Source organism: Mumia sp. ZJ430 (genome assembly GCF_011751845.1).
Taxonomy (GTDB): Bacteria; Actinomycetota; Actinomycetes; order Propionibacteriales; family Nocardioidaceae; genus Mumia.
Genome location: NZ_JAAHFK010000001.1, coordinates 281,124 through 298,378 on the forward strand (window position 1 = coordinate 281,124; position 17,255 = coordinate 298,378).

Here is a 17,255-nt window from a genome sequence, read left to right on the forward strand (position 1 = left end):
ACAGACGCCAACGCCCCACGTTGCGACCAGGGCCGTGGGGCGTTGTGCTGGGTGCGAGCGCAGGCGTCAGCCGTACAGGCGGACCGGCATCGACTCCACGCCGTACACGATCGAGCGCTGGCGGAACGCCAGGTCGGCGGAGTCGCACGCGAGCGTCATCTCGGGGAAGCGGCGGAACAACTTCGGGTACGCCGCGCGCAGCTCCATGCGGGCCAGCTCCGCTCCGACGCAACGGTGGAACCCGTAGCCGAATGTGATGTGCGAGACGGGCCAGTCGCGGTGCGGGTTGAAGTTCTCGAGGTCGGGCCCGCCGGTGCGGTGGTCGCGGTTGGCGCCCGACAAGGAGCAGACGACCGCATCACCCTTCGAGATCTGCTCGCCGAACAGCGCGTGGTCGTGCTTGGCGAACCTCGGGAAGGCGATCTGCACGACCGTGAGGTAGCGCAGCATCTCCTCGACGACGGGGTCGGCGAACGTCTCGTCCGCGATGAGGCGACGACGAGACTCGTGATCGTTCATCAGCACCATGGCGCCGAGGGCGATCGTGCTCGCGGTCGTCTCGTGGCCGCCGGTGAATGCGCCGTCGGCGAGCCCGCCGAGGTCGTAGTCGGAGATCCCGTCACCGACCTCTTCGATGATCTTGCCGATCAGACCGTCGCCGGGCGCGTCACGCTGTGCCTTGGTGGCGTTCATGAGGAACGTGCGCGACTCGGAGATCGCACCGAAGCTCGCGGCGCCACCTCCGGAGACGTCGAAGCGTGCCGAGCCGAGTGCGAAGAACTCCTCGCGAGACTCGTCGGGAAGACCGAGCAGCTCGCAGATGACGAGGAACGGGACGGCGAAGGCGAAGTCGGCCATGAGGTCGACCTCCGGCCCCTTCTCCTCCATCACGTCGAGCTGGTGCTCGATGATCTCGTCGATCTTGGGCGTGAGGCGGGCGAGGCGCCGCATCGTGAACTCCGGCGTGAGGAGCTTGCGCAGGCGCGTGTGGTCGGGTGGGTCGGTGAACCCGAGACCGCCGATGTCACCGTCAGCAGCGCCGACTTCGCCGACGAGCGGCCGGATGTCGTTGCTGTACGAGGTGCGGTCGGCTAGCACGGCCTGCGCCTCGGCGTGGCCGGTGACGAGCCAGATGTTCATCCCGAGGAGGCTCGCGAGCTTCTTCACGGGGGTCTCGGCACGGGTCTTCGCGAGGGGGGCGACAGGGTCGAGCCCGTCGCGGCGCAGCGGCATCAGCCAGCGGTTGGGGACGAAGGTGAGCTTCGAGAGATCGATGCCGTCCTTCTGTGACCGCAGGACAGTCCGTTGCGCGACCCACGTGAGCAGGTCCGTTGTCATCTTGCGCATAGTCCGACCAGACTAACCGCAGGGGAGTCCGCTGAAGCCCTCGCTCCGGTGATTTCAGGGATGACCCTGAGCACCCTCAGGGAGCAGGTCGATGAGGATGGGGACGGCGCTGCGCTCGAGGGGCTTCGTGGCAGTGAGCAGCGTGAGGACGTGGCCGTCTGCGCGTTCTCGCAGGGCCTGCAGCGCCGCCCGTCCTGCTGGCGAATCGAGCTCGGCGCGGTATCGGCGGGCGAACTCCTCGTATGCGAGGCCCTCGTGGTGCAGCGCGCGCCGCAGCTCGGTGCTTGGTGCAACGTCCTTGTCCCACGCGGTCAGGTCGAGCTCGTCCTTGCGGAGGCCGCGCGCGGCCACAGGCGGTCAACGAGAACCCGCATGCCGTCGTCGTCCGAGGGTGGGTCGTACGCGCGTCTGCCTTGGATCCGCAGCGGTCCCATCACCTCAGTCAGCCACAGGCGCCGCCGACGCGCAGGCGGTGGTCTCGACAGGCTCGACCGGCGGTGGGTCTCGACAGGCTCGACCGTCGCTGGTTGAGCCTGTCGAAACCCCCAGACCCGTCAGAACCCGAGGACGCGCGCCGTCACCGTGGTCTCCGAGGCCGCATGGGTCGCGTCGCCGGAATAGCGGACGGTGAGCTGGTGCGTCCCAGGCTTGAGCGCCTTCGCCGGGAGCGCGACGACGGTTACGCCACGCACGAGCCGCTGGCTGGCGAGGACCGTGTCGCCCTTGAGCACCTCGACCGTCCCCGTGGCTCGCGGCTTGACCTGCGCGGCGATGATCGGGCCGAACAGCGGCGAGACCCCCGGTGTCGCGACGGCGCTCAGCGTCGTCGGCGTGAGCTGCTCTTCGAGCGCGATCCCGACGAGCGCCGGGTCGTGGTCGCTGGAGCGGAACGCGCTCTCGTCGTAGAAGTCCGTCGCGTTGCCGTGGTAGCGGCTGTACTCGTACGCGATCGGCTCCATGGCGTTGATCGCCCACACCCCCATGCCGGTGATGTCCTGCGCCGCGGCGGGCGACGCGAACACGTGGTCGAGCGAGCCGATCTCGCCCTCGAACTGGTACGTCTCCGCCGTCTCGTACTCCTCCTCGAGATCGACGTAGCCCGCCTCGCGCAGGACCGTGATCGGGTCCTCCTTCGAGTACGCGTTGAGGTCGCCGGTGAGATAGACCTTCTCGGTGCCTGAGGCGGCCTTGACCGTGTCGGCGAACGCGACGAGCGACTGTGCCTGCTGGACCCGCTCGGCGTTGCCCGCACCCTGGTCGGGATCAGGCGTGCCCGAACGCTTCGACTTGAAGTGGTTGACGATCGCGACGAAGCGGTCGGCCTCCCCACCTGCGACCGGCTGGAATGCCTGCGCGAGAGGCTCGCGGGCGTCCGCGAACGCCGCATCGCCGACGAGCACGGTCGACTCACCGACGGCCTCGACTACGGCCGGCTTGTAGATGAAGGCTGTACGGATGAAGTCCTGCTCGTCCAGCGCCGGGAGCGTGGCCGGCGACGGGACGAACGCCCAGGTGCCCGCGCCAGCGTCGGCGTTGAGCGCCTCGGTCAGGGCGGCGAGCGCGGTGTCACGGTCCTGGCCGTAGTACTTCGCGGAGTTCTCGATCTCCTCGAGCGACACCACGTCGGCATCGAGCGTGTTGATCGCCTCGACGATCTTGGCCTGCTGGCGGGCGAAGCTCGCGTCGTCGGCGGCACCGCGCGGGCCGGCGTTGCCGGGGCACTCGTCGACCGTCGTCGGAAGGCCGTCGCGATCGAGGAAGTAGACGCACTCGATGCCCGTGGCCGCCTTGTAGTCCTCGCCGGTGGTCGTGAAGTAGTTGAGGACGTTGAACGCCGCCAACTTCACGTCGCCGCCGACCTGCGGCGGGGCTGCGGGACGCTCGGCGCCGCTGAACGTGGCCGGGAGCACGTCGTTGGCGTCGTCGGCGGTCAGCTGGGCCGTCGGCTGAAGCTTCCAGGCGTTGTTGCGGTAGTCGAGGACGACGTCCTTCGTGAACGTCGCCGCGGCTCCCACCCGGATTGTCGTGTCGGCGTCGATCCACGGCATCGGCGTGAACCGTCCGCCGCCGGTGTAGTTGATCGACGAGCCGTCGTCGAGGGTGATCCGCTTGGTCGCGTTCTCCGCCTTCACAGCCTGGGAGGCCGTCCCCGGAGCGGCGATCTCGGTCGGGACGTACAGCGGCGAGTCGCCCGCGGCGAGCCCGACCTCGGCGAAGGTGTTGGTCGTGTAGTTGTTCGTCACGGTGAACGTGCCCGACGGGGCGACGAGCATGCCCTCGAGCGTCTCGCGGTCGGCATCGCCGAGCGGGAGCGCGAGCGCGGTCGCCTTGACGGCCTCGGCCGGCTCCGAGAGGACCTCGACGTCTGCCGCGGCGGGCGTGATCTGGGTGAGTCCGTTGAACTCGACGATCGGACCCGTGATCTTGACGTGGTCGCCCTTCGCGACCTTGGCGACCGCGGCGCTGCCGAAGACGAAGAGCCCGTCGGAGGCACCCGGGGTGGCGTCGGTCTCGCCGCCGCTGCCCGCGGTCTGCAGGTAGAAGCCGTTGAAGCCGCCGGTCTTGTACGCCGCGGTGACCACGCCCTGCGTGATCACGGTGTCGCCGACGTACGGGCTGGCGACCCCCGTGCCCTGGATCGCGGCGATCGTCCGCTCGACGACCGGGTTGGGGCCGGGGACGCACGCCTCGCCGCACGCGGTCGGCGTCGGGGCGCCGGTCGTGAAGTCGACACTGTTGTTGTCGGCGTCCTCACCGCCCGTACGGTTCAGCGAGGCGGTGACCGAGTAGCCGTCGGCCTTCGGCGCGGTCTCTGACGTGTTGGACACGCCGTACCCGAGCACGTCGACCACGGCAGGGTCGGCGAGCACGGTCGCGCCGTCACCGGTGAGCGTGGCGTCGGAGGTCGAGAGCGCGAGTGTGCCGCCGTTGGCGTTGCCCGAGAATGCGATCGTCGACGCCGCGTCGGGCGTCGGCAGCGGAGCGCCGTTGGTCGAGTTGGCGTTGCCGCTCACGAGGTAGTGACCACCCGCGGGAATCGTCCCCGACAACGCGATCTTGCCGGTGAAGTTGCCGGTGGACGAGTACGAGCGGTATTGCACCGTCCACCCGTCGACCTCGATCTCCTCACCGGTCGGGTTGTGGAGCTCGACGAACTTGTTGAGGTACGTCGCGCCGGCGCTGCCGCCGTTGAGGTAGGCCTCGTTGATCACGAGGTGGTCGGCGGGCGCGGCCACAGCCGGTGCGCCGACGGCGGCCAGCGTGCCGGCCGCGAGGGCGACAGCGGCCGCGAGCGCGGCAGGCCGTAGCCGAAGGAGGTGCGGGCTCATGCGGGTTCTCCTCGCTGTCGTCAGCGTCCGAGGACGCGGACGGTCTTCACGGTCTCGGACGGCTTGTGCTTACCGTCGCCGCCGTACCGGATGGTGAGGGTGTGCGTCCCCGGCTTGAGGGCACGGCCACCGAGCGCGATCACCGTGTGACCGGCGAGCAGCTTGCCGGAGCCGAATGCTTTCCCGCTGGCGTCAAGCACCTGCACGGTGCCGGTCGCGCCACGCGGGCTCACGCGAGCGACCACGATCGGGCCGAACAGCGGGGAGAGGCCCGGGGTGGCCACGGCATCGATGGTCGTGGCGATCTTGCCCTTGACCACCGTGACGGGGAGCGACACGACCGTGCCGGTCGGCTGCGCGGTCAAGGTGAGCATCGCCGCCCCGGCTGCGAGCCCCGCGGGCACGGTGAACGTGACGGTCGCCGTACCGTTCGAGACCGGGAAGCTCCCGACCTCGGTCTCGCCGACCTTCGCGGTCAGCGTGGTGTTCTGCGGGCTGTCGAGCGACGTGAGGTCGAGCTTGGAGACCGTGAAGGTGGTCGGCTCCCCCGTCGTCAGGGTCGTCGGAGCATCCGTGGTCACCGTCGAGCGTCGGGCGAACGACGGGGCGACGGGCGACTTGTCCTCGAGGTACGAGATCCAGGCCTCGCGATCGACCAGCCCGGAGTCCTTCGGCGCTGCACCCTCCTTGAACACGTGGAAGTTGTCCTGGCCGGTGACGAGGAAGGCGAACGTCCCGACGCGGTAGTCCTTGGCGAGGTCGATCGGCTCGCCGTCGATCGTGACCGAGTCGATGACGCCCTTCTTGCGCGGGTTGCCTGCCGGGTCCGGCGGGACGGCCGGGTCGTCGACCTCGTGGTAGGTGTACGAGACGTTGTCGGAGAGCCCGAGCTGGAGGTATGCGCGGGAGGGCACGGCGCCGTTGACGTCGCGCTGCCACTGCTGCTCGAGCAGCCGCACGAGCTGCTCACCCGTCAGCGTGACGGACGAGAGGTTGTTGGCGAAAGGCAGGACGGAGTTGGCCTCGGCGAAGGTGACGACGCCGTCGGTGTTCGCCGGGTTGGTGCTCGTGTCACCGGCATAGAACAGCTCCGCGCGAAGGCCGCCGGGGTTGGCGATGCCGATCTCGGCGTTGCCGCCCTGGTCGTTCGCCAGGCTGTCACGCAGCGCGTTGGCGACGAGGTTGCCGAGGGTGGACTCGGAGGCGCGGTCGTCGCGCACGCCGGTCGCTCCCGGCGTGGGGTGCGTGTAGACGCCGTCCTGGTAGGTGCCGCCGATGAGAGCGGTCGTGATGTCGTTGCTGACGGTCGCGACCGGTCGGTTGCCGACGGCCGCCGAGTTGGCGATCGCGGTGTCCACGATGGTCTTCACCGCAGCGACCCGCGGGTACTGGGCGACGAGGTCGGCGTCTGCCGTCGTGGTGCGGGCGACGACCGACCGGGTGTGCGCGACGACCTCGTCTGTCGCGGTGTCGTACGTGATCTCGACCTTCGCGACGCCCTCGCCGTAGTTGCCGGACTGCACCAGCGGGCGCGTGCCCGTACCGCCGGGGATCGGCGCGTCGTAGGCATAGCGCTGATGGGTGTGTCCGGTGAAGATCGCGTCGACGGCCGCCGTGGTGTCGTTGACCATGTGCGCGAAGACGGGGCTTGCCGCGACCTGCTGGTCGAGCGTGGCCGCGGAGTCGGAGAGCGGTGCGCCCTCGTGATAGCTGGCGATGATCAGGTCGGCCTCGCCGTTGGCGTCGTCACCGTCCTTGAGCTCGCCCGCGACGCGGTTGACGGCCTCGACGGGGTCGCCGAAGTCGAGGTCGGCGATGCCGTCCGCGCTGACGAGGGACCTGGTCTCCTCGGTCACCACGCCGACGATCGCGACGTCGACGCCGTTGACCGTGTACTCGGCGTACTCGGGGAGGGCGGGGTCTTCGGTGCCCTTGTCGTAGACGTTGGCGCCCAGGAAGACCGGCGTGCCGAAGCGGTTCTGGCCCATCCGCGGGATGACGCGGCCCGTGAGGTCGGCGAAGCCCTGGTCGAACTCGTGGTTGCCGACGGCGGTGTTGTCGAGCTGCAGGGCCTTGAGGACATCGATGGTCGGGTTGTCCTGGTCGACGGCCGAGGCGAAGAGCGAGGCGCCGATGTTGTCGCCGGCGGCGACGAAGACGGTGCTGTCCTCTCCGCCGGCGGCCCGCAGCTGCTCGACCGTGCCCGCGAACTTCACGGTGTTGGCGTCGATCCGGCCATGGAAGTCGTTGATGCCGAGGAAGGTCAGCGTGACCTCGTCCTCAGGAGCCGCAGATGCCGCGGGAACGACGGACAGCGGAGCCGCGACCAGCGCGGCCGTAGCGGCGAGAAGAGTGGTCCGCCGCAGGAGAGTACGGTGTCTGGGTCGCATCTAGGGGCTCCTCAGAGAGACGTGATCCGCTGACCATAGCGAGCAGAGGTGTCGAGCGCTGCCGCAAACTATGACGGTTCGACCACGTTTAGATGTCAACAATTGGCTTTTCGGACAGGCTGGCAGGAGGTCCTGTGGCGCCCGACCACTATCTGGTGCCCGCTCGTGACGCCGAGGCCACGATCGAGGTCAAGGGTTCGCGGTTCCTGGGCTGGGTCCGGCGGGTCGATTCCGAGGACGAGGCGCGGGCGTACGTGGCTGTGGCGAGGCGCGAGTTCTTCGACGCCCGGCACCACTGCTCGGCGTTCGTCATCGGGCCTGACGGCTCGCTCCAGCGCAGCAACGACGACGGGGAGCCGAGCGGGACCGCCGGTGCTCCGATGCTCGAGGTGCTGGTGCGCCGGGAGGTCCGTGACGTCGTCGCGGTGGTCACGCGGTGGTTCGGCGGGACGCTGCTCGGGGCCGGAGGGCTGGTCCGCGCGTACTCCGAGACGACCGCGGCGGCGCTCGACGCCGCAGGGGTGCTGCGCCGCGAGCGACGCGTGGTCGTCACGGTCGAGGTCGCCCACGCCGAGGCGGGCAAGGTGGAGAACGAGCTGCGTGCGCGAGGTGCCGAGGTGGTCGGCGTCGAGTACGAGGCGGATGCCGTACGGCTCCGTGTCGCCGCGTGGCCGGATGCGGTCGTGTCCCTCCGGGAGCAGGTTGCCGCCCTCACCCGCGGAGCCGGGGAGATCGTGGCCGGCGACTCGGTGTGGATGCCGTGAGTCGGTACGGTCGGGGCATGGCTCAGAAGCAGTGGTCCGACCTGACACCGCCCCAACGGCGCGCGGTCATCGCGCTCGGCGCCGTCGAGGTCGTCCTCACCACGGCGGCGCTCGTCAGCCTCGCGCGCACGCCGGCCGAGCGCATACGAGGCCCTAAGGCAGCCTGGGTGGGCGGGTGCTTCGTCCAGCCCGTCGGGCCGATCGCCTACTTCCTCGTCGGTCGCCGCTGACCGGCCACCGACGGGTCAGAGCGCGTCGAGGCGGCCGAGCACGTCGCGTACGTGGTCGAGCGAGCGCTTGTGCGCGAGACCTGTCGTGTCGTCGAAGTAGAGCCCGTCGCCGATGAGCTGCACCGTACGGGCGAGCGCGTCGTCGCCGTAGTGCTCGGCGAGCACGGCGAACCACCCGTTTCGCAGCTCCGCGAGCGTCTCTCGGGCCCGGACGTCGTCCTGGGCGAGGCGTGATGCGGCGATCAGCCCGCGGTCGAAGGCTGACCCGGTGTCGACGGAGGTCTCGAGGTAGTAGCGGACCGGACCCTGCGGCGCGTCCTTCATCGTGAGGACGTCGGCGCGACCCTGCTCCCGGAGCCGGTCGAGCATCGCGTCGGCCATCGCGTCCTTGCTCGGGAAGTGATAGAGCAAGCCGCCCTTGGAGACCTCGGCCCGCGCGGCGACGGCGTCGAGCGTTGCGATCTTGACGCCCCCCTCCACGAGGAGCATCTCGAAGGCGTCGAGGATGCGGTCGCGGGTAGTCGCGCCGTCGTTGCGGGCGGGCATGCGAGCACTCTAGCGAGGTCGTCCTTGCCGCTCGTCCCACCCGTCAGCCGATGCCGTGGTGGCGCAGAACACCACAAATCGGCTTGAGTGGGAAGAAACGCGCACTGTACCGTCTGGACGGGAACAACTGTACCGGCTGGACGGTTAACCCCCACGTACGTCCGAGACCTCGCCCGGGGGAGACATGAGCACCAGCACCACGCCGCGCCACGTGGCGTCCACTCCTGCGCGCGCCGGCTGGCGCCAGTGGGCGGCGCTGGGCGTCCTCATGCTCCCCGTCCTCATGGTGAGCATGGACAACACCGTGCTCAGCTTCGCGCTGCCCGACATCAGCTCCTCGCTGCACCCGTCCGGCACCGCGCTGCTGTGGGTCGTCGACATCTACGCCCTGATGCTGGCGGGTCTGCTCGTCGCGATGGGGTCGCTCGGTGACCGCGTCGGTCGGCGTCGCCTGCTCATCTTCGGCGCGCTCGGGTTCGGTGCCGTGTCGTTCTTCGCCGCGCAGGCGACCGACATCTCCCAGCTCGTCGTCGCGCGCGCCCTGCTCGGCGTGTTCGGGGCGACGCTGATGCCGTCGACCCTGTCGCTGCTGCGCAACATCTTCGTCGACCGCCAGCAGCGTCGGCTCGCGATCGCGGTGTGGGCCGCTGGCTTCTCCGCGGGCGCGGCGCTCGGCCCCGTCCTCGGCGGCTGGCTGCTCGAGCACTTCACCTGGGGCTCGGTGTTCCTCATCAACCTGCCGGTCGTGGCGCTGCTCGTCCCGCTTGCGCTGTGGCTCGTCCCGGAGTCGCGCGACCCGAACCCGGGCCCGATCGACCCGCTCAGCATCGTGCTGTCGATGACGACGATGCTCCCGATCGTGTACGCCATCAAGTCGTACGCGGAGCACGGCCTCACGGGTACGGTCGCGTGGTCCGTCGCGCTCGGCGTCGCGAGCATCGTGGTGTTCGTACGGCGCCAGCTCGTCCGTGAGCACCCGCTGGTCGACGTCCGGCTCTTCTCCAACCGGGTCTTCTCCGGTGCACTCGTGGCGAACATGCTGAGCCTGATGGGCCTGACCGGTTTCCTCTACTTCAGCGCGCAGTTCCTGCAGCTCGTGGTCGGGCTCGAGCCGATGGACGCCTCGCTCGTGCTCGTGCCGGGCCTGGTCGGGACCATCGTCGCCGGCCTGACAGCCGTCCGGCTCATCCCGATCTTCGGGGTACGCGCGGTGGTGACCGCCAGCTTCGGGCTGTCGGCGGCCGGCTATGCGATCGCCACCTTCGTCGGTGAGGTCCCGACGGCCTGGTCGATCGCGGTGGCGTTCCTCGTGCTCGGCATCGGCATCGGGTTCGCGGAGACGCTGACCAACGACGTGGTCGTGTCGAGCGTGCCGGCGGAGAAGGCCGGCGCGGCGTCTGCGCTGTCGGAGACGGCGTACGAGATCGGCGCCGTGCTCGGGACCGCCGTGCTCGGCGGCATCCTCACCGCGACCTACCGCGCGGAGGTCTCCGTACCGCCACTGGCGGGGACCGAGGCGCAGCGCGAGGCCGCCGGCCAGACGCTCGGCGGCGCGATGGACCTCGCGTCGAAGATCCCGGCGCAGGTCGGTGACTGGCTCGTGGAGTCGGCGCACCTCGCGTTCGACCACGCGGTGCAGGCGACGACGTCCCTGGCGATCGTCATCGCGCTCGGCGCCGCGATCGTCTCGTGGTTCACCCTGCGCGACGCGGAGCGCTGACTCGCCCGCGCTTTGCCACGCCAGCGTGGCAAACCCTCGGCGGCAAGAGGGACGCGGACGGGCCCCGGGAGGATGCCTCCCGGGGCCCGCTCGTGTGAGGGATCAGATCAGTTGATCTTGATCGTCATCGAGGACTTGTCGTCCCCGACGTACGAGCGGTGGCGGTCCGCGTCGCCCCAACATGGAGAGGATGCGGGGGCGCGTCTAGACCGCAAGTGCTGTTGATTTCAAAGTGTTTGGATGAAGATCTTCGAGGGTGCCGAAGTCATTCGCGCCACTCCCCGTACGGGTCCTCGCCGTGCCAGGATGCCTTCATGCGCGACGCGCTCCTGCAGGAGGAACGGGCCCGCGAGGCGGCGAGGTGGATCGCCGCCGCGAGCGGGGTGCCGGTGCACCATGCCGTCGTCGTGCTCGGGTCCGGCTGGGGCGGCGCGCGCGAAGCGATCGGCGAGCCGACGTGGGTCGTGCCGAGCGCCACCGTCCCCGGATTCCTCGCGCCGGTCGCCCCTGGTCATGCCGGGGAGATCGCCTCGGTGCCGCTGCGTACGGACCACGGAGCATCCACCCGTGTGCTGGTCCTGAGCGGGCGGACCCACCTGTACGAGGGGCACGGCGCCGGGCCGGTCGTCCACGGGGTGCGGACCGCGGCCGCGACCGGCGCACGGACGTGCATCCTCACGAACGCCAACGGCTGCCTGTGGCCGGAGTGGCCGACCGGGACGGGCGTCCTGATCGCGGACCACCTCAACCTCGCCGGCATGTCGCCGCTGGCCGGGGGCACCTTCGTGGATCTCACCGACTGCTGGTCCGCACGGCTTCGGGCGGTCGCACGCAGTCTCGACATCGCGCTCGTCGAGGGGACGTACGCGGTGATGCGCGGTCCGGAGTACCAGACGCTCGCCGAGCTGCGGGCGCTGCGCGCGCTCGGCGCGGACGTCGTCGGCATGTCCTCCGTCCTCGAGGCGATCGCCGCGCGCGCCGCCGGGATGGAGCTGCTCGGCATGTCGGTGGTGACGACCAACGAGCTCGACGACGACGGCAACCGTCTCCTGGTGACCGACCCCGATGCGGTCGTCGTCGCCGCCACGCAGGCCGCGTCCGGTCTCGGGAGCACGATCCACAGCATCCTTGCCGCGACCCTCCTCGCGACAACCCCAGCCTAGGCAGCACCCCTCACAAGGAGAGCCGATGACCATGGAACCGCCGTCGCGTCACCCTGAGCCCGTCCCCGGGGCGGGCCCGGTCAGCGCACCCACCAGCGCGATCGAGGCCAACGGCATCAACGTGATCGACGAGTCCGAGCGCAAGGGCACGCCACGCTCGCTGTTCTGGCCGTGGTGCGCGTCCAACATCTCGGTCTTCGGCGTCGCGTACGGGGCATACTTCCTCGACTTCGGCGTCTCGTTCTGGCAGGCGTTGATCGCGGGCCTGCTCGGCACCGTGATCTCGTTCCTGCTGGTCGGGATCGTGTCGATCGCGGGCAAGCGCGGCTCGGCGCCGACGATGGTGCTGTCGCGTGCGTCGTTCGGCGTACGGGGCAACGCGCTGCCGAGCGCGGTGTCGTACGTGTTGCTGGTCGGCTGGGAGACGGTGCTCGTCGCCCTCGCGGCCCTGGCCAGCGCGTCGGTGATCGAGGAGCTCGGAGGAGGCGGGGGCGACGGCGCGCGCATCCTCGGGTTCGTGCTCACGGCGGCCGTGGTGATCGGTGCCGGCATCCTCGGGTTCGACACGATCATGAAGCTGCAGGTGTGGATCACGATCGCGACCGCCGTGCTCACCGTCGGCTACGTGATCCTCACGTTCGACCACGTCGACTGGGACGTCGTGACCTCGCTGCCGTCGGGTGACGCCGCGGCCGTGATCGGACTCGCGATCTTCGCGACCGCGGGGTTCGGGATCAGCTGGGTGAACTCCGGCGCCGACTACTCGCGCTACCTGCCGCGTACGGCGTCGGCTGGCGGTGTCGTGCTGTGGACGACGGTCGGCGGAGCGATCGCGCCAGTGTTCCTCGTCCTGTACGGCCTTCTGCTCGCGGGGTCGGACCCGGCGCTGCTGGCGGCACTGCGTGCCGACCCGATCGGTACGCTCGTCACGCTGCTGCCGACCTGGTATCTCGTGCCGTTCTTCCTCGTCGCGCTGGCCGGTCTCGTCGGCGGCGCGGTGCTCGACATCTACTCGTCCGGGCTCGCGCTGCTCACGCTCGGGCTCAAGACGCCGCGCTGGGTCGCCGCCGGGATCGACGGCGTGATCATGGTGCTCGGGGCGATCTACTTCCTGTGGTTCGCCGACGACTTCTTCGGGCCGTTCCAGGGGTTCCTCATCACGCTGGCCGTGCCGATCGCGGCGTGGGCGGGGATCTTCATCGCCGACGTCGCGCTGCGGCGCCGCAACTACGCCGCGCTCGACCTGTACGACCCGCGCGGGCGCTACGGCGCGTGGAACGTCGCGACGGTCGTGTGGTTCCTGCTCGCGGTGGTTGTCGGGTGGGGCATGGTGAAGAACACGTGGGCGGAGTGGCTGTCGTGGCAGGGCTACCTCCTCGGGCCGCTCGGACTCGGCGGCAAGGAGGGCGAGTGGGCGTACGCGAACCTCGGCGTCGTCGCGGCGCTCGCGATCGGGTTCGTCGGCTATCTGCTCACCGGACGCGGCCAGGTCGCGCGCCAGGAGGCGTTGCCGGGCCCCGGGCGCCGATGAGGATCGCCGTCACGGGGGCGAGCGGGAACGTCGGCGCGCGCGTCGTCTCGGTGCTCGCGGCGTCGGACGCGCACGAGGTGGTGCCGCTGTCGCGCCGCGGTCCGGTCCGTGCGGACTACGACGACCCGGCTTCGCTTTCTACGGCGCTGGCGGGCGTGGACACGCTCGTGTTCGTCTCCAGCGACGGCGAGGCGGCACGGATGATGACGCACCACGCGAACGTCGTCTGCGCGGTCGTCGAAGCCGAGGTCGCTCACGTCGTCTACCTGTCTGGTCTCGACGCGGACCCCGCGTCGCCGTTCTGCTACGCGTACACGAACGGGACCACCGAGGAGTTGCTCGCCCGTACGGGGTGCGCGGTGTCAGTGGCGCGCGCGTCGCTGTTCACGGAGTTCTTCGGCGGGTTCCTCGAGCGGGCCCGCGAGACGGGCGAGCTGCGGCTGCCGGCGGGCGACGCACGGGTGTCCCTTGTCTCGCGTGCGGACGTGGCCCGGTGCCTCGCCGCGCTCGCCCTCCGGCCACCCACGGGCCGACCCCATGACGTGACGGGACCGGCCGCACTCTCGATGTCGGAGGTCGCCGCGGTCGCCGGACGTGCGTGGGACAGGCCCGTCTCGTACATCGACACGGACGAGGCCATCTTCGTCGCGGAGCTCGCGCTCGCACGCGAGTCGCCGTGGTGGACGTACGCGTACGCGTCGCTGTTCGCCTCGATCCGCGAAGGGCGTTGGGCAGCCGTGTCCGACGAGGTCCGGCTCCTCACCGGTCGCGCACCCGCCTCTCTCGCGTCGGCGTTGTGACGGCATCACCAGGGCGTCTGAGGGCACTCTCGTACGACGGTGAGGAAGGCGGCTTCGGGAGGTAGATCCGCGTAGGGCGACCAGGGGGGCCGCTCGCTCATGTAGTCGCTGATGTACTCCTGCCGCGACGGCGGCTTCGACGTGTCGTACCCGAACCCGGCGATGCACGTGCGCATGCGCACCTGATGGTCGTACAGCTCGCCGGCACGTTCCGGCGTCATGGGGACATCGACGGGTGACGGCCCGAGTCGCCCCTCGCAAGCAGCCTGATCGGCGTGGAACTGGTCGGCCTGATCTTGGGGAAGATCTGCCAGCGCGATCCCGTCCTGGAGGTAGTCGACTCGGACGCCCCAGCCGTGCTCGGTGAGGCATGACGCGACGTCGTCCAGCCACGCGTCCATCGCTTCGCGAATGCTCGGGATGGCCGTCGGCGTCGTCGCGGGTGCACGCGGGGCTGGGTTCGTTGTGCGCTTCTCAGGCTCGGCGCGTGGGGGGAGGTCCTGGACCACCTCAGTGGTGAGGAGCGTGGAATAGCTAGGGCGATCGACGCCGTCGTCGTGAGAAACGCTCTGGAACCCGAGGAACGCCCCCGTTGCCCGATCGAATGCGAGCTGCGTCTCGTAGTCGCCCTCCGCCCGCGCGACGATCACAGCCCGGTACCCATGGAAGTCGGTGCGGTCCGAGACGATCCGGACGCCATCGACCTGGGTGAGGGCTTCGAAGAGCCTGGCCCTGAAGGCACTGGGCGTCTCGGCCGCCGCGAGGGTCTCGATCGCGCGCTCGAAGGCGGCCTCGGCGCCGCGGAGGTCGCCGTTGTCGCGGCCCAGCCACGTGAGCAGCTCGCCGGTGCTGACGTCGGGATCGTCCATGATCGCTGGGCGCTCGAGCCGTCGACGCGTGACGTCGCCGGCGGGGTTGCGGAAGACCACGTGACCCTGTCCTGCCCCGGGAACCCAGTGCTCTTGCAACGTCACCTTCTCCGCGTCCGCTGACCAGCGCGTCGTCTCGCTGGTCACGTGCACCCACTCGCCCTCGCTCGGCTGGGGAGCCGTCGCCTCCGCGCTCACCGCGCGCTGGAGCACGGCGACCGCGGTGACCTCGGTGTCGCGGTCGCCAACGAGGGCGGAGGAGAGCAGGAGCGTGGCCAGGGCGAAGGTGACTGCGGCGCCGATGAGCACGCGACGACCACGTCGTCGACGAGGCGTCGCGACGGCGAGCGTGTGGCGCAGGAGGCGTCGGCGCGCTCGCCGGAGGCTGAGGGCATCCGCCTCGACGTCCGACCGCATCTGCTCGAGGAGCTGCATCTCGTTCATCGGGTCTCACCTGCCTCCGCCGCCGTCGGTTTTACGTCCAGCTGTTCTCGCAAGAGTCTTCGGGCGCGATGGAGCCGTGACTTCACGGTGCCGACCGGGATCTCGAGCGCGGAAGCGACCTCGTCCTGGCCGAGCTGGGCCCACGCGATGAGCAGGAGTACGTCGCGATCGCCGGTGGAGAGCTCGGCCAACGCACCAGCGAGGTCTCGAAAGGAGCGATCGGCGTCCATCCGATCTGCCGCGGCATCCTCGAACTCGAGAGTGGCAGCAGGCGTTCCTTCCCGCTGCAGAGTACGAAGGAATCGCACCTCGTCACGGTGTCGACGCGCGATCAGATTGCTGGCGATCCCGTACAACCATGGGCGAGCACTTGTCGCGCCCGGGTCAAAGGAAGCGCGACGCTCCAGAGCCACGACGAAGACGTCTCCGAGTGCGTCTTCGGCATCGTGCGGACCGAGTCGGCGAGTCAGGTAGCGCAAGAGGCTGGGAGCGTGCCGGTCGAAGACCTCGGAGAGCGCTGCAGGCTTGCTGACAGACGCCGCGAACAACGCGGCATCCGTCGCGCCGGGCTGCCTGAAGAAGTCGTCGAAGAACGTCACACCCATAGTTGCCCGATCCCGCCGGTGTGGTTCACGGCGAGCACGATCATGCCCTTCCCGTCCGCGTTGTGAAAGCAACCTGACCGAATCGCGGGTCGAGAACGGTCAGGTTCCTTTCACAACGCGGACGGGGGGCGTCAGCCTGCGGCGGCGGTGCGCTCCGTCGCGAGGAGCCACGCGACCGCTGACTGCTCGAAGCGCAGCCCGCTCGTCGCGATCCGGACGTGGCGGCGCCCTTCCTCACCGGCCGCGACGTCCGTCCCGATCCCGACCCGGATCCCCGCAGCGCCGAGGCGTCGTACGGTGTCGGCCGCGTCGTGGACCCGTACCCACACCGCGAGTCCCTCGACCCCCGGCACCGCGACACCGTGCCTGCGCAGAGCACGACCGAGCGCGTGCCACCGGTGGGCGTACCGCCAGCGGGCCCGCGCCACGGTCTCGGCGACCCCCGGGTCGCGCAGCATCAGCGACAGGGTCCGCTGGGCCAGCAGCGACGGGAACGAGCCCGTGACGTCCTGGCGGGCGCGAAGCCGGTCGACCACAGGGGCAGAGCCGGCGAGCAGCGCCATCCGGATCCGCGGTCCGTGCGACCGCTGGTAGTCCCGCACCAGCACCGTCTGACCCGGCAGCCATCCTCCGAGTGATGCTGCCGGGCTCGTCGCGAGCGCGGCAGCGCTGTCCTCCTCGACGACGAGCACGTCGCGGTCCACGAGCACCGACGCGAGCGCGTACGCGCGCTGCTCGGTGACGACGTGCGCGAGCGGGTCGGCCATCCGCGGCTGCATGACGACCAGCGACGGGCGTACGGCCATCGCGCGTTCGACCTCCTCAGGGATCATCCCCGCGGCGTCGCACGGGACACGCACGATCTGCGCCCGGTGCGCCGCGAGCACAGCGACGGTCTCGGGCGAGCACGCCGACTCGACGAGCACCCGGTCACCCGGTGCGACGACGAGCGTGACGATCTGCGCCAGCGCGTCCGAGAATCCGCGCGCAACGGCCAGGGCCTCGGGGACGAACGGCCACGACGCGTGCACATCCTGCGCGAGCGCCTCGTCGACCTCGGCCGACTCCGCCCCGTGCCAGGCCAGGGTCTGCGCCGCCGCCGCGAGGTGCGGCGCAGGGTCGGGCACGAGGTCGACGTCGTACGAGGGCGCGACGAGGTCGAGGCGCGCGACGCCCGCGTCCTCGTTCGCCGCAGCGGGCGCTGGGCCGGGCGAGACGGACGCGCCGAGGTTGCGGACGTACGTGCCGTTGCGGCCGTCGGAGCGGATCAGGCGGTGGTGGCGCAGCAGCGTCCACGCGGTCGCGACCGTGGTCGCGCCGACGTGCAGCGCGGCGGCCACCGCCCGGACGGTCGGGAGCCGGGTGCCGTCGGGGAGGCGCCCCTGCTCGATGAGACGGGCGACGTGGTCGGCGATGCCGCGGGCCGACGGATCGGACAGCCCGGCGACGAGCGCACGGACCGGGAGCGGATCCGCGGCAAGCCCATCCTGTCCTCCCATGACGTATTCGTAGCGTGA

At 70.3% G+C, this 17,255-nt stretch carries 14 protein-coding genes; 6 read left to right on the forward strand and 8 right to left on the reverse strand.

The features are described 5' to 3' along the window. Nucleotides 1-66: 66 nt before the first annotated feature. The 4 genes from HCT63_RS01405 to HCT63_RS01420 form a co-directional block, all read right to left on the reverse strand. Nucleotides 67-1,347 carry a cytochrome P450 gene (locus HCT63_RS01405; RefSeq protein WP_167000828.1) on the reverse strand — a complete coding sequence of 427 codons (1,281 nt, stop codon included), beginning with the start codon at nucleotides 1,345-1,347 and terminating at the stop codon, nucleotides 67-69. A gap of 54 nt (nucleotides 1,348-1,401) precedes the next feature. Continuing rightward, nucleotides 1,402-1,698, reverse strand: coding sequence for a DUF488 family protein (locus HCT63_RS01410; protein ID WP_347877911.1), 297 nt, complete (start codon nucleotides 1,696-1,698; stop codon nucleotides 1,402-1,404). A gap of 203 nt (nucleotides 1,699-1,901) precedes the next feature. After that, the gene (locus HCT63_RS01415) at nucleotides 1,902-4,676 is read right to left on the reverse strand and encodes an ExeM/NucH family extracellular endonuclease (protein ID WP_167000830.1); all 2,775 of its coding nucleotides are present in this window, start codon (nucleotides 4,674-4,676) and stop codon (nucleotides 1,902-1,904) included. Between the two features lie 20 nt (nucleotides 4,677-4,696). After that, a complete protein-coding gene (locus HCT63_RS01420; RefSeq protein ID WP_167000831.1) occupies nucleotides 4,697-7,066 on the reverse strand; it encodes a bifunctional UDP-sugar hydrolase/5'-nucleotidase in 2,370 nt (789 codons plus the stop codon). A 134-nt stretch (nucleotides 7,067-7,200) separates the two neighbouring features. Here HCT63_RS01420 and HCT63_RS01425 point away from each other — a divergent pair, with 134 nt between their 5' ends. Beyond that, the gene (locus tag HCT63_RS01425) at nucleotides 7,201-7,830 is read left to right on the forward strand and encodes a YigZ family protein (RefSeq protein WP_243842840.1); all 630 of its coding nucleotides are present in this window, start codon (nucleotides 7,201-7,203) and stop codon (nucleotides 7,828-7,830) included. A 17-nt stretch (nucleotides 7,831-7,847) separates the two neighbouring features. Further along, on the forward strand, nucleotides 7,848-8,060 hold the full coding sequence (locus HCT63_RS01430; RefSeq protein WP_167000835.1) for a PLD nuclease N-terminal domain-containing protein: 213 nt from the start codon (nucleotides 7,848-7,850) through the stop codon (nucleotides 8,058-8,060). A 15-nt stretch (nucleotides 8,061-8,075) separates the two neighbouring features. On the opposite strand, the gene HCT63_RS01435 is transcribed toward HCT63_RS01430, so the two are convergent. Then, complete coding sequence (locus HCT63_RS01435; RefSeq protein ID WP_167000837.1) at nucleotides 8,076-8,606, reverse strand: TetR/AcrR family transcriptional regulator; 531 nt, start codon at nucleotides 8,604-8,606, stop codon at nucleotides 8,076-8,078. 184 nt (nucleotides 8,607-8,790) lie between these two features. On the opposite strand from HCT63_RS01435, the gene HCT63_RS01440 reads away from it, so the two are divergent. From HCT63_RS01440 to HCT63_RS01455, 4 genes are all read left to right on the forward strand, one after another. Further along, a complete protein-coding gene (locus tag HCT63_RS01440; RefSeq protein WP_167000839.1) occupies nucleotides 8,791-10,326 on the forward strand; it encodes an MFS transporter in 1,536 nt (511 codons plus the stop codon). Between the two features lie 314 nt (nucleotides 10,327-10,640). Beyond that, nucleotides 10,641-11,489, forward strand: a complete 849-nt coding sequence (locus HCT63_RS01445) for a purine-nucleoside phosphorylase (RefSeq protein WP_167000841.1) — start codon at nucleotides 10,641-10,643, stop codon at nucleotides 11,487-11,489. A gap of 25 nt (nucleotides 11,490-11,514) precedes the next feature. Further along, complete coding sequence (locus tag HCT63_RS01450; RefSeq protein ID WP_243842841.1) at nucleotides 11,515-13,020, forward strand: cytosine permease; 1,506 nt, start codon at nucleotides 11,515-11,517, stop codon at nucleotides 13,018-13,020. Then, the gene (locus tag HCT63_RS01455) at nucleotides 13,017-13,820 is read left to right on the forward strand and encodes an NAD(P)H-binding protein (RefSeq protein ID WP_167000843.1); all 804 of its coding nucleotides are present in this window, start codon (nucleotides 13,017-13,019) and stop codon (nucleotides 13,818-13,820) included. The genes HCT63_RS01450 and HCT63_RS01455 overlap by 4 nt, the downstream gene beginning before the upstream one ends. A gap of 5 nt (nucleotides 13,821-13,825) precedes the next feature. Here HCT63_RS01455 and HCT63_RS01460 read toward each other — a convergent pair whose 3' ends face one another. The 3 genes from HCT63_RS01460 to HCT63_RS01470 all read right to left on the reverse strand — a co-directional run bounded on the left by HCT63_RS01460 (nucleotide 13,826) and on the right by HCT63_RS01470 (nucleotide 17,237). Then, on the reverse strand, nucleotides 13,826-15,133 hold the full coding sequence (locus HCT63_RS01460) for a hypothetical protein (protein WP_167000844.1): 1,308 nt from the start codon (nucleotides 15,131-15,133) through the stop codon (nucleotides 13,826-13,828). Beyond that, a complete protein-coding gene (locus tag HCT63_RS01465; RefSeq protein WP_167000847.1) occupies nucleotides 15,130-15,738 on the reverse strand; it encodes an RNA polymerase sigma factor in 609 nt (202 codons plus the stop codon). The genes HCT63_RS01460 and HCT63_RS01465 overlap by 4 nt, the downstream gene beginning before the upstream one ends. Nucleotides 15,739-15,869: 131 nt before the next feature. Further along, complete coding sequence (locus HCT63_RS01470; RefSeq protein WP_167000849.1) at nucleotides 15,870-17,237, reverse strand: GntR family transcriptional regulator; 1,368 nt, start codon at nucleotides 17,235-17,237, stop codon at nucleotides 15,870-15,872. Between the last annotated feature and the right edge of the window lie 18 nt (nucleotides 17,238-17,255).

What these genes read in the sequence shown, in the direction of transcription:
- HCT63_RS01405 (WP_167000828.1), bottom strand. Translation starts at nt 1,347, where the DNA reads ATGCGCAAGATGACAACGGACCTGCTCACGTGGGTCGCGCAACGGACT.
- HCT63_RS01415 (WP_167000830.1), bottom strand. Translation starts at nt 4,676, where the DNA reads ATGAGCCCGCACCTCCTTCGGCTACGGCCTGCCGCGCTCGCGGCCGCT.
- HCT63_RS01420 (WP_167000831.1), bottom strand. Translation starts at nt 7,066, where the DNA reads ATGCGACCCAGACACCGTACTCTCCTGCGGCGGACCACTCTTCTCGCC.
- HCT63_RS01430 (WP_167000835.1), top strand. Translation starts at nt 7,848, where the DNA reads ATGGCTCAGAAGCAGTGGTCCGACCTGACACCGCCCCAACGGCGCGCG.
- HCT63_RS01435 (WP_167000837.1), bottom strand. Translation starts at nt 8,606, where the DNA reads ATGCCCGCCCGCAACGACGGCGCGACTACCCGCGACCGCATCCTCGAC.
- HCT63_RS01440 (WP_167000839.1), top strand. Translation starts at nt 8,791, where the DNA reads ATGAGCACCAGCACCACGCCGCGCCACGTGGCGTCCACTCCTGCGCGC.
- HCT63_RS01445 (WP_167000841.1), top strand. Translation starts at nt 10,641, where the DNA reads ATGCGCGACGCGCTCCTGCAGGAGGAACGGGCCCGCGAGGCGGCGAGG.
- HCT63_RS01450 (WP_243842841.1), top strand. Translation starts at nt 11,515, where the DNA reads ATGACCATGGAACCGCCGTCGCGTCACCCTGAGCCCGTCCCCGGGGCG.
- HCT63_RS01455 (WP_167000843.1), top strand. Translation starts at nt 13,017, where the DNA reads ATGAGGATCGCCGTCACGGGGGCGAGCGGGAACGTCGGCGCGCGCGTC.
- HCT63_RS01460 (WP_167000844.1), bottom strand. Translation starts at nt 15,133, where the DNA reads ATGAACGAGATGCAGCTCCTCGAGCAGATGCGGTCGGACGTCGAGGCG.
- HCT63_RS01465 (WP_167000847.1), bottom strand. Translation starts at nt 15,738, where the DNA reads ATGGGTGTGACGTTCTTCGACGACTTCTTCAGGCAGCCCGGCGCGACG.
- HCT63_RS01470 (WP_167000849.1), bottom strand. Translation starts at nt 17,237, where the DNA reads ATGGGAGGACAGGATGGGCTTGCCGCGGATCCGCTCCCGGTCCGTGCG.